General features: G+C 55.7%; 23 protein-coding genes. 2 read left to right on the top strand and 21 right to left on the bottom strand.

The window, feature by feature from the left end; translation table 11 throughout:
• Nucleotides 1-5: 5 nt before the first annotated feature.
• From PHD76_07880 to PHD76_07785, 20 genes are all read right to left on the bottom strand, one after another.
• Entirely contained in the window at nucleotides 6-1,325 is a 1,320-nt protein-coding gene (locus PHD76_07880) for a S41 family peptidase (protein ID MDD5261754.1), read from the bottom strand.
• 28 nt (nucleotides 1,326-1,353) lie between these two features.
• Nucleotides 1,354-2,295: an SDR family oxidoreductase gene (locus PHD76_07875; protein ID MDD5261753.1), complete on the bottom strand. Its 942-nt coding sequence runs from the start codon at nucleotides 2,293-2,295 to the stop codon at nucleotides 1,354-1,356.
• A 49-nt stretch (nucleotides 2,296-2,344) separates the two neighbouring features.
• Complete coding sequence (locus PHD76_07870; GenBank protein ID MDD5261752.1) at nucleotides 2,345-3,484, bottom strand: hypothetical protein; 1,140 nt, start codon at nucleotides 3,482-3,484, stop codon at nucleotides 2,345-2,347.
• A 294-nt stretch (nucleotides 3,485-3,778) separates the two neighbouring features.
• On the bottom strand, nucleotides 3,779-4,771 hold the full coding sequence (locus PHD76_07865) for an alpha-E domain-containing protein (protein MDD5261751.1): 993 nt from the start codon (nucleotides 4,769-4,771) through the stop codon (nucleotides 3,779-3,781).
• Between the two features lie 11 nt (nucleotides 4,772-4,782).
• Nucleotides 4,783-6,258 (bottom strand): circularly permuted type 2 ATP-grasp protein, encoded by a 1,476-nt coding sequence (locus PHD76_07860; GenBank protein ID MDD5261750.1) that lies wholly within the window; start codon nucleotides 6,256-6,258, stop codon nucleotides 4,783-4,785.
• Nucleotides 6,259-6,286: 28 nt separating this feature from the next.
• Entirely contained in the window at nucleotides 6,287-6,442 is a 156-nt protein-coding gene (locus PHD76_07855) for a hypothetical protein (GenBank protein MDD5261749.1), read from the bottom strand.
• A 177-nt stretch (nucleotides 6,443-6,619) separates the two neighbouring features.
• Nucleotides 6,620-6,841 (bottom strand): type II toxin-antitoxin system HicB family antitoxin, encoded by a 222-nt coding sequence (locus PHD76_07850; protein MDD5261748.1) that lies wholly within the window; start codon nucleotides 6,839-6,841, stop codon nucleotides 6,620-6,622.
• A gap of 4 nt (nucleotides 6,842-6,845) precedes the next feature.
• Entirely contained in the window at nucleotides 6,846-7,094 is a 249-nt protein-coding gene (locus PHD76_07845) for a type II toxin-antitoxin system HicA family toxin (GenBank protein ID MDD5261747.1), read from the bottom strand.
• A gap of 85 nt (nucleotides 7,095-7,179) precedes the next feature.
• Nucleotides 7,180-7,971: a TIM barrel protein gene (locus PHD76_07840; GenBank protein MDD5261746.1), complete on the bottom strand. Its 792-nt coding sequence runs from the start codon at nucleotides 7,969-7,971 to the stop codon at nucleotides 7,180-7,182.
• A gap of 43 nt (nucleotides 7,972-8,014) precedes the next feature.
• Nucleotides 8,015-8,965 (bottom strand): transaldolase, encoded by a 951-nt coding sequence (gene tal / locus PHD76_07835; GenBank protein MDD5261745.1) that lies wholly within the window; start codon nucleotides 8,963-8,965, stop codon nucleotides 8,015-8,017.
• Nucleotides 8,966-8,981: 16 nt separating this feature from the next.
• Entirely contained in the window at nucleotides 8,982-9,809 is an 828-nt protein-coding gene (locus PHD76_07830; protein MDD5261744.1) for a prephenate dehydratase domain-containing protein, read from the bottom strand.
• Nucleotides 9,810-9,959: 150 nt separating this feature from the next.
• Nucleotides 9,960-10,103 (bottom strand): FeoB-associated Cys-rich membrane protein, encoded by a 144-nt coding sequence (locus tag PHD76_07825; GenBank protein ID MDD5261743.1) that lies wholly within the window; start codon nucleotides 10,101-10,103, stop codon nucleotides 9,960-9,962.
• On the bottom strand, nucleotides 10,100-12,322 hold the full coding sequence (gene feoB / locus PHD76_07820; protein ID MDD5261742.1) for a ferrous iron transport protein B: 2,223 nt from the start codon (nucleotides 12,320-12,322) through the stop codon (nucleotides 10,100-10,102). Before feoB ends, PHD76_07825 begins: the two co-directional genes overlap by 4 nt.
• Nucleotides 12,319-12,552, bottom strand: a complete 234-nt coding sequence (locus PHD76_07815; GenBank protein MDD5261741.1) for a FeoA family protein — start codon at nucleotides 12,550-12,552, stop codon at nucleotides 12,319-12,321. The genes feoB and PHD76_07815 overlap by 4 nt, the downstream gene beginning before the upstream one ends.
• 10 nt (nucleotides 12,553-12,562) lie before the next feature.
• Entirely contained in the window at nucleotides 12,563-12,862 is a 300-nt protein-coding gene (locus PHD76_07810) for a FeoA family protein (protein MDD5261740.1), read from the bottom strand.
• Nucleotides 12,863-12,921: 59 nt separating this feature from the next.
• Nucleotides 12,922-13,338 (bottom strand): type II toxin-antitoxin system VapC family toxin, encoded by a 417-nt coding sequence (locus PHD76_07805; protein ID MDD5261739.1) that lies wholly within the window; start codon nucleotides 13,336-13,338, stop codon nucleotides 12,922-12,924.
• The gene (locus tag PHD76_07800) at nucleotides 13,335-13,574 is read right to left on the bottom strand and encodes a hypothetical protein (protein ID MDD5261738.1); all 240 of its coding nucleotides are present in this window, start codon (nucleotides 13,572-13,574) and stop codon (nucleotides 13,335-13,337) included. The genes PHD76_07805 and PHD76_07800 overlap by 4 nt, the downstream gene beginning before the upstream one ends.
• Nucleotides 13,575-13,739: 165 nt before the next feature.
• Nucleotides 13,740-14,066: a divalent-cation tolerance protein CutA gene (locus tag PHD76_07795; GenBank protein ID MDD5261737.1), complete on the bottom strand. Its 327-nt coding sequence runs from the start codon at nucleotides 14,064-14,066 to the stop codon at nucleotides 13,740-13,742.
• A gap of 223 nt (nucleotides 14,067-14,289) precedes the next feature.
• Nucleotides 14,290-15,129, bottom strand: coding sequence for a uracil-DNA glycosylase (locus tag PHD76_07790; protein ID MDD5261736.1), 840 nt, complete (start codon nucleotides 15,127-15,129; stop codon nucleotides 14,290-14,292).
• A gap of 168 nt (nucleotides 15,130-15,297) precedes the next feature.
• Nucleotides 15,298-16,293 (bottom strand): RluA family pseudouridine synthase, encoded by a 996-nt coding sequence (locus PHD76_07785; GenBank protein ID MDD5261735.1) that lies wholly within the window; start codon nucleotides 16,291-16,293, stop codon nucleotides 15,298-15,300.
• A gap of 22 nt (nucleotides 16,294-16,315) precedes the next feature.
• On the opposite strand from PHD76_07785, the gene PHD76_07780 reads away from it, so the two are divergent.
• Complete coding sequence (locus tag PHD76_07780; GenBank protein MDD5261734.1) at nucleotides 16,316-17,437, top strand: serine/threonine-protein kinase; 1,122 nt, start codon at nucleotides 16,316-16,318, stop codon at nucleotides 17,435-17,437.
• A gap of 303 nt (nucleotides 17,438-17,740) precedes the next feature.
• On the opposite strand, the gene PHD76_07775 is transcribed toward PHD76_07780, so the two are convergent.
• On the bottom strand, nucleotides 17,741-18,496 hold the full coding sequence (locus PHD76_07775; GenBank protein ID MDD5261733.1) for a prepilin-type N-terminal cleavage/methylation domain-containing protein: 756 nt from the start codon (nucleotides 18,494-18,496) through the stop codon (nucleotides 17,741-17,743).
• Between the two features lie 314 nt (nucleotides 18,497-18,810).
• Here PHD76_07775 and queA point away from each other — a divergent pair, with 314 nt between their 5' ends.
• The gene (queA, locus tag PHD76_07770; GenBank protein ID MDD5261732.1) at nucleotides 18,811-19,818 is read left to right on the top strand and encodes a tRNA preQ1(34) S-adenosylmethionine ribosyltransferase-isomerase QueA; all 1,008 of its coding nucleotides are present in this window, start codon (nucleotides 18,811-18,813) and stop codon (nucleotides 19,816-19,818) included.
• The last annotated feature ends 6 nt before the right edge of the window (nucleotides 19,819-19,824 follow it).

Here is a 19,824-nt window from a genome sequence, read left to right as displayed (position 1 = left end):
TCGACTTATTGCCAGGCCGTCTGCTTCGCCGGGGCCGGGGATTTGCGAATGGAATAAATCATCATGCCCTTCAGGACCGCCACCGCGCGATCCAATTGCACATCGCGAAGATTCGCCAACTCCTTGCGCTCCTCGTCCTTGAGCATATACCAGTTTTGTTTGCGCAAGATCGCCTGCTCCTCCTCCACGGTCACCGGCACTTCAATTTGGGGGAGGATGCCCACTTTGTTGATCGGGTTGCGGCTGGGTGTGTAATACCGCGCGGTTGTCAGGCGCAGGGCCACGGGCGGATTCACGTTCACATCAAGCGCCTGTACGGTCTGCACAGATCCCTTGCCATAGGACGTTTCGCCGATCAACACGGCGCGGCCGAGATCCCTCAGCGCGCCTGCAACGATCTCGGCGCCGCTGGCGCTATGCCGGTTGATCATGACCATCATCGGGAGATGAAGATAATGATCGCGCCCTTTGGCCTGGTAGAATGCCTTCGGGACCCCCTGGCGGCCTTCCGTTGAAACAATCACCGTGCCCGTCGGCACGAACCTGCCGGCAACCTGGACCGCCACTTCCAGAAGCCCGCCGGGGTTGTTGCGGAGATCCAATACCAGGACTTTCATTCCCTGGTCCAACAATGCCTTCATTGCCTGGTCAAATTCGTCAAGCGTTTTGTCTCCAAACTGCGTGATGCGGATGTAGCCGATCTTGTCCGCACCCGCCTCTTCGACGGCCAGCATCCGCGTACCGCGGATGGTCGGGATATTGATCACCTCGCGGGTCAATACGACTTCCCTGGTCTCATTGGTGGAGGGACGAAATGTAACCAGGCTGATCGGTTCCCCGGTCTTGCCGCGTAACAAACGAATGGCGCTATTCAGCGACAGGCCCTTGGTGGTCTTTCCATTGATTTTGACAATCCAGTCTCCCGGCATCAGCCCGGCGCGAAAGGCCGGCCCGCCTTCAATCGGCATGTTGATCATCAGGGTCCGGTTGCTGACGCCGATGTAAACCCCCAGGCCGCCAAATTCGCCCTCGGTATCATTGCGCATTTCCTCATAGCGATCGGGGTCCAGAAATTCACAATACGGATCGAGGGACGAAAGCATTCCCTCCAGCGCGGCGTATGTCAGCTTGTCGTAATCAACCTCGGAAGGATCCACATACTGCTCGCGGATCTGTTCCATGACGCTGGCAAACATCAGGGAACTGCGGTAGCGCGCTTCCTGGTCGTCATCGGGCCCGGTCTTCGGGTCGGCTCCGCGCAGGGGCGATAGCACTCCGGTGCCGCAGGCCAGAATCAAGACAACAACGGACAAGCAGCGGCGCATCGATCTTCCAATCCATCCGGGAGCGCCGTCAGCTCTCCGGTAACTTTTTCTTGAAATACTCAATCGTCTTTTCCAGGCCTTCTCGCAGGGTGATTTTCGGCTCCCAACCGAGAAGCGTTTTGGCCCGGGTGATGTCCGGGCGCCGCTGTTTCGGGTCGTCCACAGGCAGCGGACGGTAATCCACCTTGCTGCTGGATCCTGTGGCCCGGACGATTTCCTCGGCAAACTGCTGGATCGTCATCTCATGCGGATTGCCGATGTTCACGGGCTCATGAAAATCACTTTGCGAAAGCCGGTAAATGCCGTCAATCAGGTCCGAGACATAACAAAAGCTGCGGGTCTGCTTCCCGTCGCCAAACACGGTCAGAGGCTCGCCTTTCAACGCCTGGCTTATGAAGGCCGGGACCACGCGTCCGTCGCGCAACCGCATACGCGGGCCATAGGTGTTGAAAATCCGCACAATGTGCGTGTTGACGCCGTGCGTCCGGTGGTACGCCATCGTCATCGCCTCGGCAAAACGCTTGGCTTCGTCATAGACGCCGCGCGGGCCAATGGGATTGACATTGCCCCAGTAGTCTTCCTTCTGCGGATGAACCAGGGGATCCCCGTAACATTCGGAAGTGGAGGCCAGCAAATAACTCGCCTTTTTTTCCCGCGCCAAACCCAGCGCCTTGTGTGTTCCCAGCGAACCGACCTTCAGGGTCTGAATCGGCAATTCGAGATAATCGATCGGACTCGCGGGTGAGGCAAAATGGAAAATAAAGTCGATGGGTCCGGGAATAAAAAGATATTCCGTGACATCCTGTTTGATGAATTTGAAGTTTGGGTTCCCCGCCAGATGTTCGATATTGGCAATATTGCCGGTCAACAGATTATCAACACCGATGACCTTGTGGCCTTCGGCCAGCAACCTGTCCACCAAATGAGAACCCAAAAATCCGGCCGCACCGGTAACGAGAGTCGTCTGCATGAAACGGTGATAGGGCAGCGCCGCGAGCTTGGCAAACCGATTCTGACCGTCAAATCCTGCCGACCATCCGCTCCACAACCTTGCGCGCGTCGAGATACTCCTCGGCTATCTTCCGGGCGGCGCGACGGTGCCGTTCCTCATCCGACAATACCGTCTCCAACGCGCGGGCGGCCGAAGCCATGTCTTGAAACGGAAGCAACCCCTCGCCCGCCGGAAGCATTTCGGTCCAGCCGGTATCCTGCAGGATTACGGGGCGGCCCAGAGACAAGTAGCAGACGCTGCGGTCGCTGAACCAGCCGCAACGCGAACGCACATAACCGTTTTTTGCGACGCAAAACTCGCCTTTGCTTCCCGCCAGATAATCCCGGTAACGTTGCCATGGTTCGTTCAGCGGCGCTGCCTTTACAAGCCGCCAACCGGCACGGGTAAACGCCTCATACTCATCCTGCCCGGGCGAAAGATCGGTCGCGATTTCAAGCTGCGCGCGAGTCTGGCGCGGGAGATCCGTTATTTTTTCAAATTCCTCGGATTTATTGCCATACCACTGACCCTGATATTCCGCCGGAGGATACCCATACCAATGCGTCATTGTCGTGAACGCATCCCCCGGCGCGATGTTGCCCGGAGACCAGGGTTCAAGATTTACCGGAGGCAGTGTGACAAACCATTCGCGATCCAATTTGGGAGCGCGGCAGTCGGGCCGGTTCAGCAGACCACCGACCGTGAAAAATAATTCGTGCCCTCCAAAATTCATGTCCACGCCATACACAGCCGCCCATATCTGCGTAAAGGCCGGATCGAGGTCCAGATAAATCCGGCGCTTCGGCGCGCGCAGCACCGCTTTGTTTTTAAAATGGCCGGAGATATTCAGAAACAGATCCGCTCCCGAAGCGAAGTCGAGCAGCGACTTTTTCTCCTCGGATTTCCCGTCAACCAGCAGGGTGGCGCGGCCCTCCAATCCAAATTCACGAACGATCCGCTCCCAGTGCGCGCGATTGGCGCTTTGCTCAAAAGCTGCGGGGGCGCCATCCCAACCCACACATTTGTCGCCCGGGATATCCTCCACCATCCAGACATCCCATCCCGCGGAACGAAAGCCCAGCACCCACTGGAAAAAACACCATGTGGTACCCGCCGCAGAAACCGGATAACCGGCGATTCCCACTCCAATTACAATGCGTGGCGGCATGGGATGGGATTCTTGCCCATTTCCCGGCAGTGTCAAAACCTTCCCCGGGGAATAAAATCATTCCTCACGCAAAGACGCCAAGGCGCAAAGGAAGACAAAAACTGCTGAGGGTTAGCCACAGAGCAAAGAAAAATCGTTCTTAGTTTTACGCACATGTTTCTTTGTGATTTTTGTGTTCTCCTGCTCGCGACGGATGGCGCGAGTTTGCGATAAACTCCCCATTCGCTTTTGCCTTCATGTTAAGAATGGCTTTCCTTTGCGCCTTGGCGTCTTTGCGCGAGGAAATGCAGTTTGTCACTGTTGCTGTTGCTGTATCTGGATTTCCTCCTCGATATTCGTTTGCCCGAAGAAGATGTAATTTTCAAAAACCGCACTGCCAATCTCGGTCAGCTTGAGTTGGATCTGATCCAGATATTCGTGCAGCCCGGTTTTCAACACGTCCTCGATGCCGGCATAGGTAAGGTCCGAAACCAGCCGTCCGGATAATTTTTCCGCGGAGTTGGAAAAAAAGCCGACAGCGCTCCCCGAAACGCGGTGCAGGGAATAATCCAGGGTCCGGACGCAAAAGCGGATGGAGCGCGGAAACAGGTCGCCAAAAATGAGGAATTGGGCCACCTTCCACGGCACGAGGTCCGATGCGTACATCTGTTGATAGGCCTCATAGGCGCTGCACGAACGCAACACCGCCGCCCACTGGACGGTGTCGATCTCCCCGCCCACATCCAGCGCGCTGGGGAGCAGAATGTGGTATTTCACGTCGAGAATGCGCGAGGTCATGTCCGCCCGCTCGAGAAAACGCCCGACCTGGGAAAATTCCCGCCCCTCGTCGTGCGTGACCGTGGCGCTCGTCAATCCCTGGAAAAGATAGGAACTCTGCTTGATCTCCCGGTAGAAATCATACGGCCCGCGCGACCACACCTCCTTCGCATTGGTCGAACGGATGAACAGATACAACCGGTTGATCTCCTCCCACATTTCAAGCGAGATTTGATCGCGCACGCTGCGGGCGTTTTCACGGGCCAGGATCAGGCAGGACAAAATCGAGTTTGGATTTTTTTTGTTGAAGGTCAAAAAATCTGTCACAGTCCGGCTGTCGGATTTTTTATACAGTTTTTGGAACAGCTTCTCATCCCCCAGGCTCTTGACCAGCGGCTCCCAGTGTTCCTCGAGTTTTTTGTCGTCCATTCCCTGAAAATCCAGGAGCAACTGCAGGTTGACGTCCACGATGCGGGCAATATTTTCAGCCCGCTCGAGATAACGGCTCATCCAATACAGCGAATCGGCCACGCGTGACAGCATTATTCGTCTCCAAACAGCACCCAGGTGTCCTTGCTCCCCCCGCCTTGGGAGGAATTTACCACCAGGGAACCCTTTTTCAACGCCACACGGGTCAGGCCGCCCGGCACAATGCGGATTTTGTCGCCATACAGGATGTACGGGCGCAAATCAATATGCCGCCCCTCCGCCCTGGCATCGCAGCAGGTCGGATGGCGGGAAAGCGAAATGGTCGGTTGCGCAATATAGTTGCGCGGTTCGGCTTCAACCTTTCTCTTGAAATCGGCCAGCTCGGTCTTTGTGGCTTTCGGCCCTATCAACATCCCATAACCGCCCGCCTCATTGGCGGCCTTGACCACCAGCTTGGGAAGGTTTTCCAGGACATATTTCCTGTCTTGTTTTTCGTTCGGCAAATAGGTCGGCACATTGGGAAGGATCGGGTCTTCGCCCAGGTAAAACTTGATCATGCGCGGCACAAAATAATACATCACCTTGTCGTCCGCGACGCCGGTGCCGATGGAATTGGCCAGGCTCACCTGGCCCGCCTTGTACGCGCTGACCAGCCCCGGGACACCGAGGGACGAGTCCCGGCGAAAAACCATGGGGTCCAAAAAATCATCATCGATCCGCCGGTAGATCACGTCCACCTGCTGCAGGCCCTTGGTTGTCCGCATATACACCTTCGCATCGCGCACGACCAGGTCCCGGCCTTCCACAATCGGCACGCCCATTTCCCTGGCCAGAAAGCAATGCTCAAAATAGGCGCTGTTGTAAATACCCGGCGTCAACACCACCACCGTCGCATTTTCCTTCCCGCCGGGGGCAATATGGCGCAGGGTGGCCAGAAGATCCGCCGCGTAGTGGTCCACCGGCCGCACGCCTATTTTTTCAAAAAAATTGGGGAAGGCCCGCTTCATCGCCTGTCGGTTCTCCAAAAGGTAGGAAACACCCGAAGGGCTGCGCGCATTGTCTTCGAGCACCATGTACGTGCCGTCGTTGTCCCGGATCAGGTCCGTGCCGCAAATGTGGATGTAAATGTCGCGCGGCACGCGGAAGTTCATAAATTCGCGGCGAAAATGCCGGGCGGACAAAACGTATGAAGCTGGGATCACGCCTTCCTTCAAAATCCGCTGCTCGTGGTAGAGATCGTGCAAAAAGAGATTCAGCGCCGTGATGCGTTGCTTGAGGCCCTTTTCCAAAACCTGCCATTCCTTGTTCGGGATGATGCGCGGAATCAGGTCGAAGGGGAATATGCGCTCGGTCCCCTCCTGGTCGCCATAGACGGTGAACGTCACGCCCATGCGCAGGAAACTTAGATCCACCGCCTGGCGTTTCTGGGCGAAATCCTTTTTGCTCAGTTCATTGACGCAGGCAAACAACTGTTTGTAATGCGGGCGGAGCTGTGCATTGCCATTGAACATCTCATCGAAGAAGCCCTCTGTTTTATAATTGCTGAAAAGCATGGCCGGATAAACTCCATCCAAAGCTATGGCTGACACTCCTTTTAACGGCAAGGAAATAGAGGCTTCAATCCTGGCTCACACGGATGCGAAACAGCGTCCGGCCCATGATGCAATAACGGTAGGCGACACCCCGTCGTCCGGAAAGCGCCGCTTTGCGCCCCGGCCTGCCGGATCCATTCGATTCCCTTATGGAGAAAATCCTGGTTTTTGATTTCATCATACCCCTAAAAAGCAGCACTCTCCGGGCCAGATCATCGCAAATTTGGACTTTTTTCGGGAAGCCACAAGGAAAGGCGCAACACATTTCTACAGGAAGATCGCGAAGAAACGCAAAGGGTGTTATCGAGATGGAGGGGCGACCTTGTGTCCTCCTATTATTTGTTGAGTTAAGGCCAGCTCAATCTGCGATTGCGTCAATAGTCGGCCGGTTGCGGGGCTTGGGAATGGGTTTCTTGCGGGCGCGGCAAGCCTTCAGCCATGCCGCTTTGGCAATCTGCACTTCGTGCAATGCTTTTTCAGGCGTTCTGCCAAACGCGGAACAGGATTTCAGGTCGGGAATATCGGCAATGTAACCGCCGTCTTCCTCACTGTAAAACAGGTTGATGTGGTAATCGCTCATGGCATCACTCATCTATCGACAAATGGAATTCTTTCACATCGCGCAGGAATTGTCGAATCTGATATGGCTTGGCCTGGCCACGATCGTTTTGAAAATTAAGTGGCCGGGAAGCCTGCGGATGCTCAAAGATATGGTGACTGCCGCTGACGCGATCGAGCCGGTAACCAAATGCTCCAGCCACTTTGCAGAGGTCGGCAAAACGAATATTAAGCGAACCAGCCAGCATCTTTTCATGGATTTTCCCGGCCTTCATGCTGTATTCGCACAAAGCTAAACAAATAATAATGGCAAATAGTTGACAGAAATTCGTCAATTTAAGGAATTTGCCGCGCTTCCACTTATTTTACAGAAGCCTCTGAAATCCAGCGCTTGAGCGTCGCGGCATCTTCCAGAAATTGCGCGGGCTCGTCATCCTTCACAAATTCCAGCAGGCAATAGCGGGGTTTACCATTCGCCAGAAGAATATCCAGATACTGCCGCCAAGGCCCGGCTCCATCAGCCAAGGGAAGCCGGGTCCCCGGATCCGGCCACCAGTGGAAAACATGAACATTGGAAAGACGGGGCAGCACCGATTCCAAACTCCTGAGGCAATGGGATAATTCCACGCGATGGGGCGGCTGCCAGAGAAACTCCAGATTCGGATGCCCCGCCTTTTCCATCAACTTCAGGGCCGAGGGAATCGTGTCCAACAGCGTTCCCTCGTGATACTCATAAGAAATGCGCACCCCGGCCTCCTGCGCGAGCGCGGCAATCCGGGACGACTCGTCCGAAACCCAGTTAAAATAAGCCTCGTCCGCCTGGGCGGAGCCTTTCACCCCGCCCCAGACCCGGATTCGCGGCGCAGCCAGCGCCACTGCCGAGTCCAAAACTTTTTCAAAAGGCAGGCCATCTTGCTCGCTGGAACCAACCCGGTAGTATGAGCCATAGGCGGCCACTTCCAGTCCGGCATCCCGGGTCAGCTTTGAAACACGCTTCGCGACTTCCAAGTCGCCGTGCGGCGCATGCACATCTCCGCCCCACTCGATGCCGGAAACGCCCGCCCGGGAGCAAAGCGCAACAATCTGCGGCGGAGTCAATTTCCGAAACGTAATGGAAACCAACCCCGGTTTGAGAAGATCAAGTGTCCCCATTTTCCCTTTCTAAAAAACCGCACTTGCCCGGATCAATGTTTTTTTATTTCCCCGCCTGGATGAGCGCCTCGAGTTTCACCGCGTCTGCCACAAAAATCCGGATGCCTTCCGCCAATTTTTCCGTCCCCATGGCGTCTTCATTGAGCAGGAAACGGAATGTCTTTTCATCGTTCGGAATCCGCTCAATCGGGCTGGCCTTGGCTGCTTCGGATGTCAGTTTGGGAAGCACCTCCCCCTTGCCGTCTTTCAGTTCCTGCAACAAATTGGGGCTGATGGTCAGCAAGTCGCAGCCCGCCAGTTCCAAAATCTGGCCGCTGTTGCGGAAGCTGGCGCCCATGACTTCAGTCTTGTAGCCAAACTTCTTGTAATAATTGTAGATCCGGCCCACGGAAACAACACCCGGGTCTTCGGGGCCCTTGAAGTCGCGGCCCTCGTTCTTTTTATACCAGTCATAAATGCGCCCGACAAACGGCGATATCAACTGGGCCTTCGCCTCGGCGCATGCCACGGCCTGGGGCAGTGAAAACAACAGGGTCATGTTGCAGCGGATCTTCTCCTTCTCCAGGACTTCAGCCGCCCGGATCCCCTCCCAGGTCGAGGCGATCTTGATCAGGATACGCTCGCGGCCAATCCCGCATTTTTCATACAGCCCGATCAGTTTGCGGGCTTTTTCAATCGTTCCAGAGGTGTCAAAGGACAAACGCGCGTCGGTTTCCGTCGAAACCCTGCCCGGAATGATCTTCAATATTTCCAGGCCGAACAAAATCAGCAGGGAGTCGATGACATCGGAGGGCTTCGCCTTCGGACTGTCGTGAATGGCTTTTTGCAGGAGCGGCTTGTACTCGTCCTTTTGCACCGCCTTCAAAATCAACGAGGGATTTGTGGTGGCGTCAAAGGGTTCGTATTCCCGGATTGATTGAAAATCGCCGGTATCCGCCACGACTTTGGTGTATTTCTTCAGTTGATCGAGTTGATTGGTTGCTGCTGCGTTCATATTTAATGTTGTCTTGTTAGGATTCAAAAGGCGGATAGACCGGGTAGGAGCCCAACACCCGGATTTCCGAGCAATGCGTGCGGGCTTCATCCATCGCTTTCTTCATCGCCGCGTCCCCGATCGGGGCCTCAACGCCGACAAAGAAAACATAGGTGTTGGGATGGCCGACGATATTGCGCGAGATGATGCGCTTCAGATTGATGCCGTTATCGGAAAACGGTTTCAGAAAGCTGCAGAGGCTCCCCACCTTGTTTTTTAAAATCACCGAAAGGCTGGTTTCCCTGGCCTGGCCGGATTGCTTTTTTTCATGCCCCAAAACGAAAAACTGGGTCCGATTGGGCACCCTTTCATTGATGGGAAACTGGAGTACGTCCAGCTTGTATTTGACGGCCGCCGTCCTCGGCGCAATCGCTGCCGCATACCGTTCCCTGCCCGCGCGCATGGCCGCCGCGCTGGTGCTTTCCACAATGATTTGTTCCGCATCCGGATAATGGCGCTTGAGCCATTCCTGGCAGTGTTGAAACGGGGCGAAGTGCGAATAAACCTTTTTGATGGCCCGCCCCTTTTTTCCCAGCAAGGCAAGCTTGACGTTGATCGCATGCTCCTCCTGGATGATGAGCCCGTGCTTTTCCCCCACCAAATGATCCACGGTGTCCGGAATCATCCCGCTCGATGAGTTTTCAATCGGGACGATTCCGAGTCTGGATTTTTTCTGCTTCACGTATTCAAAGACCTCTTGAACCGTGCCCCGGGACACAAGCCTGGGCTTGCCTGGGATTTTTTTTGCCACGAGATGGGTAAAACTGCCGGGCTTGCCAAAATAAACTAATTCGGTCGTTGGCATGGATGAACGAGTGTACCTTGGGTGATGGCTTTGCTTGCAAGCATTAATTTTTATCCCCTCCACCAAGAGGGGCAGAAAGGTCGCCTCGGCGACCGCTTCGGGGTGTGTGCCTTTGTGGATTATCCCCGGATGACATTGCCTGTAACTCCGCTACTTCTTTAACAATTTGGAGCTGCAACCGCACCCATCGCCGCAGATGGGCGACTTCCACTTTCTCCATGCGCTCCTGAGCAGATAGGCCAATGCCAAAACCAGGAGGAGCGCCACCACGACGGTTTCAATCCAGTTGTTCATACAGGAAATATAGCCGTTCCCGCCTGATAAACCAGCACGGCCCCCAGCCATGCCAGGCCCGTCATATAACAAAATGCAAAAAGCGACCACTTCCAACCCGCCTCCTTGCCGATGATCGCCACGGTGGAACCGCATTGCAGGCAAAGCGCAAAAAAAACCATGATGCCCAGCACCACCGGCAGGGTGAAAACCGGACGGCCTGTGAGCGGGCCTTCCGTCCAACGCTCGGCTGCCAGGCGCTCCCGCAGCGGCCCGCTGTGCTCATCCACTTCCGCCCCCAGATTGTAAATGATGCCTAACGTCGAAATAATCACCTCGCGCGCGGGAAAGCTGGCCAGCACCCCGATCGTGATTTTCCAATCAAACCCGGCCGGAGCAAACACCGGTTGTACCGTGCGGCCCAACCGCCCCATCAGGCTTTGCTGGACATAGGCGGACTGTTCCCGGTTCTTCAACTCCACCGACAACCCCGATCCCGGTTGTTCCAACGCCTGGCCAACTTCGGATGCCGGACGCCCTGACGACACCTGTTCCTGCACAAAATCGCGCCGGACTTTCTGGGCCAGTTCCGGAGGGCGCGGAAAATAAACCAGAGCCCAAATCACAATCGAAAGGGCCAGAATCACAGTGCCCGCGCGCTTGAGAAACTCGCGCCCCCGCTCCCACATCCGCCAGAAGACGTTCGCGGGCTCAGGCATCCGGTAAGGGGGCAGTTCCAGCAAAAAAGGCTGCGAATGGGTCTTCAACAAAAAGCGGTTGAAAACAAACGCCAGGGGAAGCGCCAGCGCAAGGCCAATAAAATGCATGGAAAACAACAGCAACCCGGCCGTAAACCTCCCATAGGACGGCTCAACAAAGGCCCCGATCATCAGCACATAAACCGGCAGTCGCGCCGAACAGCTCATCAACGGCGCAATCAGGATGGTCACCAAGCGCGCCTTGGGATCTTCGATGGTCCTCGCCGACATCACGCCCGGAATCGCGCAGGCGTAACTGGACAACATCGGGACAAAACTTTTCCCGTTCAGGCCGCACCAACTGAAAAGCTTGTCCATCAAAAATGCGGCCCGCGCCATGTATCCCGAGTCCTCCAGCACCGAGATAAAGAAAAACAGAATCAGGATCTGGGGCAAAAACGCGATCACGGAACCGACCCCGGCTATGACACCGTCGGTCAGGAGGCTTGACAGCATCGGCGAACCCGAGAGCAGCGAGGCCGTGTGTCCCTGAGCCCACTTGGTCGCCCAATCCATGGCCTCCATCACGGGCCTGGCCCATGAATAAATGGCCTGGAAAACAAGAAACATCATCGCGGCAAACAACGCCAGGCCCAAAAATCTGTGGGTCAAAATATGATCCAGCTTTTCGCTGAGCGGAGTATGCGACATGCGGGTTCGAGTCTCAACCTTCGATACAACCTCACCCAGCTTGTCGTAAATCAGCACCGCTTCCGCCGCCAGCGGATTAAGACCCGCCTCAAACAAGGGCTTGCGCGCCTCCTCCAAAATCGCCAGGCGATTGTGCCGTGAAATGCCGCAGCGCCCCAAAATTGCGGAATCCGAATCGAATAAAACCCGCCTGAATTCCGGCTTCGAGAGCCGGCAGTCGTGTTTTTCATTCAACAGCGTGTCCAACCGCCCGATGGCCACATCCACTGCGGAAGGCCATTCCATCACGTTCATGCGGGAGGGGGTTTCGAGGCTCCTTTCCACCGCGAGCTTCAATGCTTCGATCCCCTCGCCGCGCGTCGCCACGGTTGGCGCCACGGGAACGCCCAGTTTTTCAGCGAGCGCGACGGGATCGATTTCAATGCCGGTTTTTTTCGCCTCATCCCAAAGATTCAGCGCCAGGACCATTGGTATGCCAAAATCGGCCGCCTGCATGGCCAAAAAAAGATTTCTCAACAAATTACTGGCGTCAATCACGCAAATAATGAGATCGGGGCGCGGGTTGCCTCCCTGCCCCGTCAGGACATCCACCGCCACCCGCTCGTCCGGCGAACTGGCCGCCAGGCTGTACGCGCCAGGCAAATCCACCAGGGTGATGTCCCATCCGCCGGCCTGGAAGCGCCCGGTTTTCTTTTCAACGGTGACACCCGGATAATTGCCAACACGCTGGCGCTTCCCTGTCAGTTTGTTGAACAGGGTGCTTTTTCCGGTGTTCGGGTTGCCAATGACGGCGACCGTGGCCTGCCTGGCATCCGGGTTGGGTTGAATCATACTCCGCGCTCTTCCATCTGCACACAGGTGGCGTCCGCGCGGCGCAGGCTGATCGAGCGGCCCCGGATTTTAATCGTAATCGGATCGCCCCAAGGGGCAACGCCCACTACTTCGATTTCAGTGCCCGGCAACACCCCCAACGCCATCAAGCGCTGGGCTATGTTTCCGCCGGCATTCAGACCGGATATTTTCGCCGTGCTGCCCAGCGGCATTTCATTCAGGGATTTCATGGGCTGGCTGTTATTCCTCTGTCGGCGGCAGGGAGGGATGAAAATTGGAGGCCACAAAGCTGGAAGCCTTGCCCGTTGCTTTGCCAGGGCGGCGGATGCGGATTTGTACAGCGGCCAGGCTCTCCCGGCGTACGGCGAACTTGCTTTGATGACAGCGCAAAATGACAGGGTCGATTCCGGAGACGACCTCGACGAAGGCGCCTTCGTGGACGCCGAGGCGTCGCAAGGCCTTGGTATGGGCATGATGGTCGTCAATGGCGAAGACGACGCCTTGGGTGCCGACGGGGACGGTATTGAGATAAGCAGACATGGTCTTATTTATTGAGACACAATCTCAATAAGATATCACCTCTATTGCCTCAGTCAATCTCATTCTTCAAATGGATTGATCCATTTCACCCGGCTACGCAGGAAATCAACCGTATTCCGAGTGGCCAAGGTCAGGTCATGAACCAAAGCCGTGGCAGCGAGCAACCCATCCACATCCGGTAATTTTTGATCCACACTGAGTCGTCCCCATCGGTCGGCAATTGCGCCCGTGACCGGCAAAATGCGTGACTCAAAATGAAGCGTGAGCCCCTGCAACCAACGCTCCAAAGCTTTCGCCTTTTCAAGATCTTTGTGACGAGCCAATTCAATACCTCTGCGGATTTCTCCCATGACCAGAACGCTCGTAAAAATAGATTTATCGTCCTGGGCTGCAAACCATGCCGCCACTTTCTTGTTGCACCGATCTCGTTTGCGCAGTTCGGCAAGAATATTGGTATCAAGAAGGCAGCCGTTCACAGATTGATCCGTCGCCGGCCATGGGGCCGCTTCCGCACCAAAATCTCATCGCCGGGGTCCTCAGGCATGGAAAGAAGGTATTCCTTGAAGGAGAGCGGCGGCGATCCCTCCCCAAGGAGCGACTGGCGCAGGATACGGCGATGCGCCTCCTCTGCGGAAACTCCCAGCCGCACCGCGGCTTCGCGCAGTTTCCTCACAACACGGCTTTCCAGATTGCGCACTATAAGTTGGGGCATGCAAACAATATGATAGCATTGATAGCAAAAGTCAAGTTTTTCAATCTTTGTGGCCAATCCGCTTCCCCATATACACAAGTACTGGATCGCCACGGCAATCCAGAAATCCGCCTATCCATCCCTATGTTCTGACTGTGCCTTACTTCTGAATTCTGACTTCTGAATTCAACCTTCATCAATTTGAAGCCAGGCCCGGTACTTCGGCGCCACCCGGCCCGCCGGCACTTCCACTATTTCCGGGCACTCATACGGATGATTCGAAATCAACAGCTCCTCAATCCGCGGATAATTCGAGCCCGTGGCCTTGATGATCAGCAGCCGCTCCTCCGCCTGTTCCCGTTTGCCCTGCCACACATAATGCGATTCCACACCCGGCAAAATGGAAACACAAGCCGCCGCCTTTGCCTTCAGCAGCAGATCCGCCAGCGCACGACCCGTTTCAAGATCCGGTACGCTGCAAAAAACAAGAATAATCCCGGTTGTTTGTTTCATAATATTAAATGAGATGTTTCGCGCCAAGTACGCCAAGACCGCAAAAAAAACAAAATACGTTTTGGAGCTTAAAGCCAACAACAAAGAACCATAAAAAAGTCAGGAGTTCGAATTAAGAATTTAAGAATGCTTTGCATTCGTTCATTATCCACCGCGTTCCTTGGCGCCCTGGCGTGCCTGGCGCGAGAAATTGCTTTCCCCATCCGTGGTTAAAAATATTTTTCTAATCTTTGTTGGAAAAAAATCGCCGCTGCTTTTCCGAGACCGGCAGGCCGGTCTTTTCCATCACCAGCATCAAATCCTCCCAGACTTTCCGCTTCTCCGCATTGGACGGATTGCGCAGCAAATACGCCGGATGATAGGTCGGCATCAGGGGGATGCCCATGAATTCGAGCCATTGCCCGCGCTTTTTGGATATCTCCGCCTTGGCCGCCCCAAACAACCCTTCCACTGCCGTGGCGCCCAGCGCCACCAGCACCTTCGGTTGGATAATCCGGATCTGCTCCTGGACATAGGGCAGCCCGGCTTCGATTTCCGAAGGAGTCGGCTTGCGGTTGCCGCTGCCGCCCTGCGGCATGTCAGGCCTGTATTTGACAATATTGGCGATATAAACATCCCGCCGTTCCAACCCCATCGCCTGGATCATCCTGGTCAGAAGCTGCCCCGCCCGGCCGACAAACGGCTCGCCCTGCTCATCTTCATCGGCGCCCGGCGCCTCGCCCACAAACAATATCTGCGCGTCGTGGGAGCCGACGCCAAACACCATTTGTTTGGCGTAACGGAACATGCCGCGATACTTCCCGTCCCCATGAATGCGCGCGGCAAGTTTTTGCAGGGCTTCCAGCTTCTGGGCAGATTCCAAATTCAGCGGCGCTTCCTGCGCCACGCTTGACCGGATTGTTTTTTCCTCCGGAAGCCGCGCCGGGGATAAGGCCTTGGATTTTTCTCCGGCCCGGGCCCAATCCCGGACCGATTCGAGCGTGGCGTTGGAAAGTGTAATGCGCCGGACTCCGGCGCCTTGCAGGCATTTCAGATAATCAACTACCGCGGATTTAAGCTGCATATCCATATCTCAGTCCGTTAGGAAAAATCCGCCGTTTGTCCTTCCTGCCCGTGTGCGGAAGGCAGACACCAGAAATATGCAGCTTTTTGCAAAACCGCATTAAAAATACAAAAAAACCGTTTCAAAAAGCTCCATTCAGGCGGTTTTGCTTTTAACCCGGATGTAAGATTACCCATTTTTTTGCCCGGCCTTTGGGCAAGACACTCTGTAAGGGCTTTCAGAAGCGGGTGAGGCATCCGGGTTATGTTCATGCAGCCATCGTTCAAAGTGGGTGAAATCTTCCGGGACGGGGGCCGACAATTCAATCTTTTTCCCGCTCCGCGGATGTTGAAACACCATTCGCGCGGCATGCAAAAGCTGCCGCGTCACACCCGCTTCGCCCAACCAGGACGCTCTCCGTCCATAGACTTCATCCCCTGCGACCGGACAACCCGCCGCAGCGCAGTGAACCCGTATCTGATGGGTTCTGCCCGTATAAATCCGCAGCTCCAGCAGGCAGGCGCGGTTAAAACGCCGCAGAACGCGAAAATCTGTCCGCGCGGGGCGCCCCCCGTCCCGCAGCACTGCCATTTTTTTTCGATGCACGGGATGCCGTCCGATTGCACCGTCCCAGGTTCCTGACTCCAGTCGCGGCCCCGGTACAACATAAGCCAGGTAATACTTCTCAATTTCCCGGCCTTTAAACTGCGCCGCAAGATGGTGGTGCGCTTCGTCGTTCTTGGCGACCATGATGATCCCGCTGGTTTCCTTGTCGAGACGGTGGACAATCCCCGGCCTTTCGACGCCGCCAATACCCGACAAGCTCCCCCGGCAATGATGCAGCAAGGCTGAAACCAGGGTTCCACCGCGGTGGCCGGCCCCCGGATGCACCACCATTCCGGCGGCCTTGTTCAAGGCTATCAAGTCCCGGTCCTCGTAAAGTATCTCCAGGGGCAACGCCTCCGCTTCCAAGTCCAATGGCTCCGGGTCCGGCTCCATCACTTCAATCACAGAACCCACCCTGATTTTGGATTTCAAATCATGCGGGTGGCTGTCGATTTTTACATGCCCCTCGCGGGCCAGCCCCTGAAGCCGGCTGCGGGACAAGCCCAGCCTCAGCGCCAGGGCCTTGTCCGGACGCTCTCTGGCGTCCTCTGCCTCCCATATATGGGCATAAAGTTTCATTCGCGATTTTGTTAATAATTGATTGCCTAAGGCTTTTCCCGCCTCTAATTTTACGCTATTGAATGCGGAAAGCCAGAATACTCTGAACTGCGCCCACTGCGGCCAGTTGATTGATGTGACCGATCTTCCCATTGGAACAACCATTGAGTGTCCGTCATGTTCCAAAAGTTTTACCATCTGGAAAAACTTCGACCACTACCGCCTGGAAATTCTTCTGGGTGAGGGTGGCATGGGTTCGGTTTACCGGGCCACCGACCTGAATCTGAACCGCGTCGTCGCCATCAAGGTTTTGAAGCCCGAACTTTCCGAGGACAAAAAATTCATCAGCAACTTCATGCGCGAAGTGGAGATCACCGCGTCCCTGACCCATCCCAACATCGTTCACGTCTATTCCTTCGGTGAAAACGAGGGCCGGTATTATCTGGTCATGGAATACATCGGGCATCAGACCCTGGACGACCTGATCATGGAACGGAAAAAACTGGGCGAGGCCGAGGTGCTGGACATCGGCGTCGGCGTGGCCAACGGCCTGAACTTTGCGCTCCAGAACGGCGGCCTGATCCATCGCGACATCAAACCCGGCAACATCCTTTTTGGACCTAACAACATCCCCAAGGTGGTGGATTTCGGCCTTGCGGTCACTCCTGAAACGGCCGAACTCAATTCGGAAATCTGGGGCACCCCCTATTATGTCTCGCCGGAACGCCTGGAATTCCATCCGGAGGATTTTCACAGCGACATGTATTCGCTCGGCGTGACCTTGTACCACTGCCTGGCGGGGCGTCCTCCCTTCGACGCCAGTACGGCGGAGCTGGTGGCTGCAAAACACCTGAATGAAGCCCCCTTGCCGCTGAAAACGTATGCGCCCTATGTTTCCGAGCACAGCACCTACACCATCATGAAGGCCATGGCGCGCCGTCCAGACGACCGCTTCAGCTCCTACGGCGAACTGGTGGAACAGCTTGAAGACGCCAAGCGCCGGATAGTGAACGAGCCCGCCGAGCAGCTTACGCCGCAGATCGCAGTGGCGGAAGAGGGGGTGGATGACAAGCGCCTGTTCCTGGTTGGAGCCATCGCCGTCGGGGTCATCGTTCTGATCGTCGCCGGGATCTTCGTCTGGAAGTTTTTCATCAATTCGGTCTAACCTGCTTATCTCACACGCCTCATGGGAATTCTCCCCCCCTTTGTTTTCTCCCGCAGGCAGGGATGAAAGCTCCGAGGGTAAGCAGGTTATCACTCGCGACATCCGTCGCGAGCGGGAGAACAAACACGGAGGTGGCGATCCAATCCCCTCTATCAAGAGGGGCAGAAAGGTCGCTGCGGCGACCGCTTCGGGGTGTGTGCCTTTGAATTGCCGGGCGCTCGTCTTCCCGTCCCTAAAAGCAAAAAAGAGGACGGGAAAACCCATCCTCTTTTTTAAACATGCTAACTGAAATTAATCAGCTTGTTAAGGAATGAGCAGTTGGATTCCTGTGGGCAATGTTACAGTCGAGTCCACAAGAGCCTGCACCTTGGACGTGCTGCCGCTGGTCGTGGCTTTAAGAAATTGCGCGGAATTGCCGAGCGAATAAATCACAACGCCTTTATCTTTCCAAAGACCAGTCGTTTGAATGGTCACGGTCCCGGTACCTTGAATGGCATTTGCCGATGCAAAGGCACCATCTGAAAGCAGCAGGGGAATCGATGAAGGATCTGAGGTGCTTAATCCAGCTGTGTCTATCATGTAATCCCATCCGACATGCGGTTGCAACTGTGTGCCAGTTACAGTGGTATAAGTGCCAACATAGGGAGTTTTGCCGGTTACGGACAGGATACGCGCATCCGTCAGATTTTTATTTACCAATAGATCTGCAAACATAGCCGAGGACGTTCCAGCCGCAGTTCGCGTACCCGTGCTCGTATTTAACGGTCCAATCGGATAGGTGCCGTTCTCATCGTTCGCGACGCTAAACAAAACGATGCCTAGCTGCCTGACGTTGGAAACATCCGCCGTTTGGTGCGCGCTGTCGAGCGCCTTGCCTATCGCCGGCACGGCCAAACTGGCCAAAATCCCAATAATGGTGATGACCACCAGAAGCTCAATCAGTGTAAACCCTTTATGCCCTTTATTTGTTTTTTTCATAATGTTTCCTACTTCAAACTTAAGTCCGGGAACCCCGCTTGTCAACGGTGTTCGAGCAATTCTTGCAATTACAATTTTCATCGTTTGCCCTCAATCCAGGCAGAATTCTTAACGCAGAGGGTCCGCCAGAGGACGGATTCGTCCGGAGTGCGAACATAAGACGCCAAGGCGCAGGAGCACATTTTCAACCGCAGATGAACGCGGATAAACACGGGCTCCGGCATTCGCCGCGAGCAATACAAACCCCCTTTTCTTCCCCCTTGTCAGGGGGATGGATACATCTGTTTCCAACCTAAAATGTATTCCTTCGTGTCTTGGTGTCTTCGTGGTTAAACCAGTTTTCCCGCGTTTTTGCGCCTTTGCCTCCTGGCGGCTTTGCGTTAAGTTCCGCTCCGATGAATCTCGAAGACTTTCTTTACCCCCTGCCGGAAGACCGGATCGCCACCCACCCGGTCTCGCCCCGCGACCATTCCAAGCTCATGGTCGTCCACCGCCAGTCCGGCCAGATCGAGCACCGCCACTTTTACGACCTCCCCGATTATCTGACAGCGGAGGATCTTCTCGTTCTGAACGACACCCGTGTCATTCCGGCCCGTCTGCATGCGGAAAACGGCGCGGTGGAAATTCTGCTCCTGGAAGAAACCTCGCCCCGGCACTGGCTGGCCATCGGCAAGCCCGCGGCAAAACTCAAGGCCGGGCAACGACTCCTGATCCAGCCGAGGACAGAAGGCAGGAAGCCCGCCGAAGCGGAAATTCTCAGCACGGTCGCGGGCGGGCAGCGCGTGCTGCGTTTTTTTGACGACATCAACCTTCAAGACTACGGCGAGCTGCCTCTGCCACCTTACATCCAGAAGGCCCGCAAACAGCAGCACGAGCCGCTCTATCTGCCGGAGGACCAGGAAGCCTATCAAACGGTCTTCGCCCGCGAAAGCGGCTCCGTGGCGGCCCCCACCGCCGGGCTGCATTTCACGCCGGAACTGCTGGCCAGGTTCCGGCGCCGTTTCATCACCCTGCGGGTCGGGCTTGGGACCTTCCGTCCGGTCAAGGTGGCGGACATCACCCAGCATGAAATGCATGCCGAGCATTATACGATCCCGCCCGGACTCGCGGAAGAGGCCGCAGGCTGCAAGCGCGTTGTGGCGGTTGGCACCACCGCCTGCCGGGTGTTGGAAAGCGTTCCCTCATTGAGACCGGGATCGGGCGAAACCCGCATTTTCATCCACCCGCCGTACAAATTCAAACGGACGGACGCGCTGGTCACCAACTTTCACCTGCCGGGATCCACCCTGCTCATGCTGGTGGCGGCATTCATGGGGCACGATCTCCAGCGCGAGGCTTACCGCGTGGCAATAGCAGAACAGTACCGCTTCTTCAGCTATGGGGACGCGATGCTTGTCATTTAAAAATAG

The organism is Candidatus Methylacidiphilales bacterium (assembly GCA_028713655.1).
GTDB lineage: Bacteria > Verrucomicrobiota > Verrucomicrobiia > Methylacidiphilales > JAAUTS01 > JAQTNW01.
This window is presented reverse-complemented; position numbering and strand designations above follow the sequence as displayed.

What these genes read in the sequence shown, in the direction of transcription:
- queA (MDD5261732.1), top strand. Translation starts at nt 18,811, where the DNA reads ATGAATCTCGAAGACTTTCTTTACCCCCTGCCGGAAGACCGGATCGCC.
- PHD76_07880 (MDD5261754.1), bottom strand. Translation starts at nt 1,325, where the DNA reads ATGCGCCGCTGCTTGTCCGTTGTTGTCTTGATTCTGGCCTGCGGCACC.
- tal (MDD5261745.1), bottom strand. Translation starts at nt 8,965, where the DNA reads ATGAACGCAGCAGCAACCAATCAACTCGATCAACTGAAGAAATACACC.
- PHD76_07850 (MDD5261748.1), bottom strand. Translation starts at nt 6,841, where the DNA reads ATGAGCGATTACCACATCAACCTGTTTTACAGTGAGGAAGACGGCGGT.
- PHD76_07830 (MDD5261744.1), bottom strand. Translation starts at nt 9,809, where the DNA reads ATGCCAACGACCGAATTAGTTTATTTTGGCAAGCCCGGCAGTTTTACC.
- PHD76_07795 (MDD5261737.1), bottom strand. Translation starts at nt 14,066, where the DNA reads ATGAAACAAACAACCGGGATTATTCTTGTTTTTTGCAGCGTACCGGAT.
- PHD76_07815 (MDD5261741.1), bottom strand. Translation starts at nt 12,552, where the DNA reads ATGAAATCCCTGAATGAAATGCCGCTGGGCAGCACGGCGAAAATATCC.
- PHD76_07810 (MDD5261740.1), bottom strand. Translation starts at nt 12,862, where the DNA reads ATGTCTGCTTATCTCAATACCGTCCCCGTCGGCACCCAAGGCGTCGTC.
- PHD76_07825 (MDD5261743.1), bottom strand. Translation starts at nt 10,103, where the DNA reads ATGAACAACTGGATTGAAACCGTCGTGGTGGCGCTCCTCCTGGTTTTG.
- PHD76_07775 (MDD5261733.1), bottom strand. Translation starts at nt 18,496, where the DNA reads ATGAAAATTGTAATTGCAAGAATTGCTCGAACACCGTTGACAAGCGGG.
- PHD76_07870 (MDD5261752.1), bottom strand. Translation starts at nt 3,484, where the DNA reads ATGCCGCCACGCATTGTAATTGGAGTGGGAATCGCCGGTTATCCGGTT.
- PHD76_07855 (MDD5261749.1), bottom strand. Translation starts at nt 6,442, where the DNA reads ATGATGAAATCAAAAACCAGGATTTTCTCCATAAGGGAATCGAATGGA.
- PHD76_07790 (MDD5261736.1), bottom strand. Translation starts at nt 15,129, where the DNA reads ATGCAGCTTAAATCCGCGGTAGTTGATTATCTGAAATGCCTGCAAGGC.
- PHD76_07840 (MDD5261746.1), bottom strand. Translation starts at nt 7,971, where the DNA reads ATGGGGACACTTGATCTTCTCAAACCGGGGTTGGTTTCCATTACGTTT.
- PHD76_07785 (MDD5261735.1), bottom strand. Translation starts at nt 16,293, where the DNA reads ATGAAACTTTATGCCCATATATGGGAGGCAGAGGACGCCAGAGAGCGT.
- feoB (MDD5261742.1), bottom strand. Translation starts at nt 12,322, where the DNA reads ATGATTCAACCCAACCCGGATGCCAGGCAGGCCACGGTCGCCGTCATT.
- PHD76_07875 (MDD5261753.1), bottom strand. Translation starts at nt 2,295, where the DNA reads ATGCAGACGACTCTCGTTACCGGTGCGGCCGGATTTTTGGGTTCTCAT.
- PHD76_07800 (MDD5261738.1), bottom strand. Translation starts at nt 13,574, where the DNA reads ATGCCCCAACTTATAGTGCGCAATCTGGAAAGCCGTGTTGTGAGGAAA.
- PHD76_07845 (MDD5261747.1), bottom strand. Translation starts at nt 7,094, where the DNA reads ATGAAGGCCGGGAAAATCCATGAAAAGATGCTGGCTGGTTCGCTTAAT.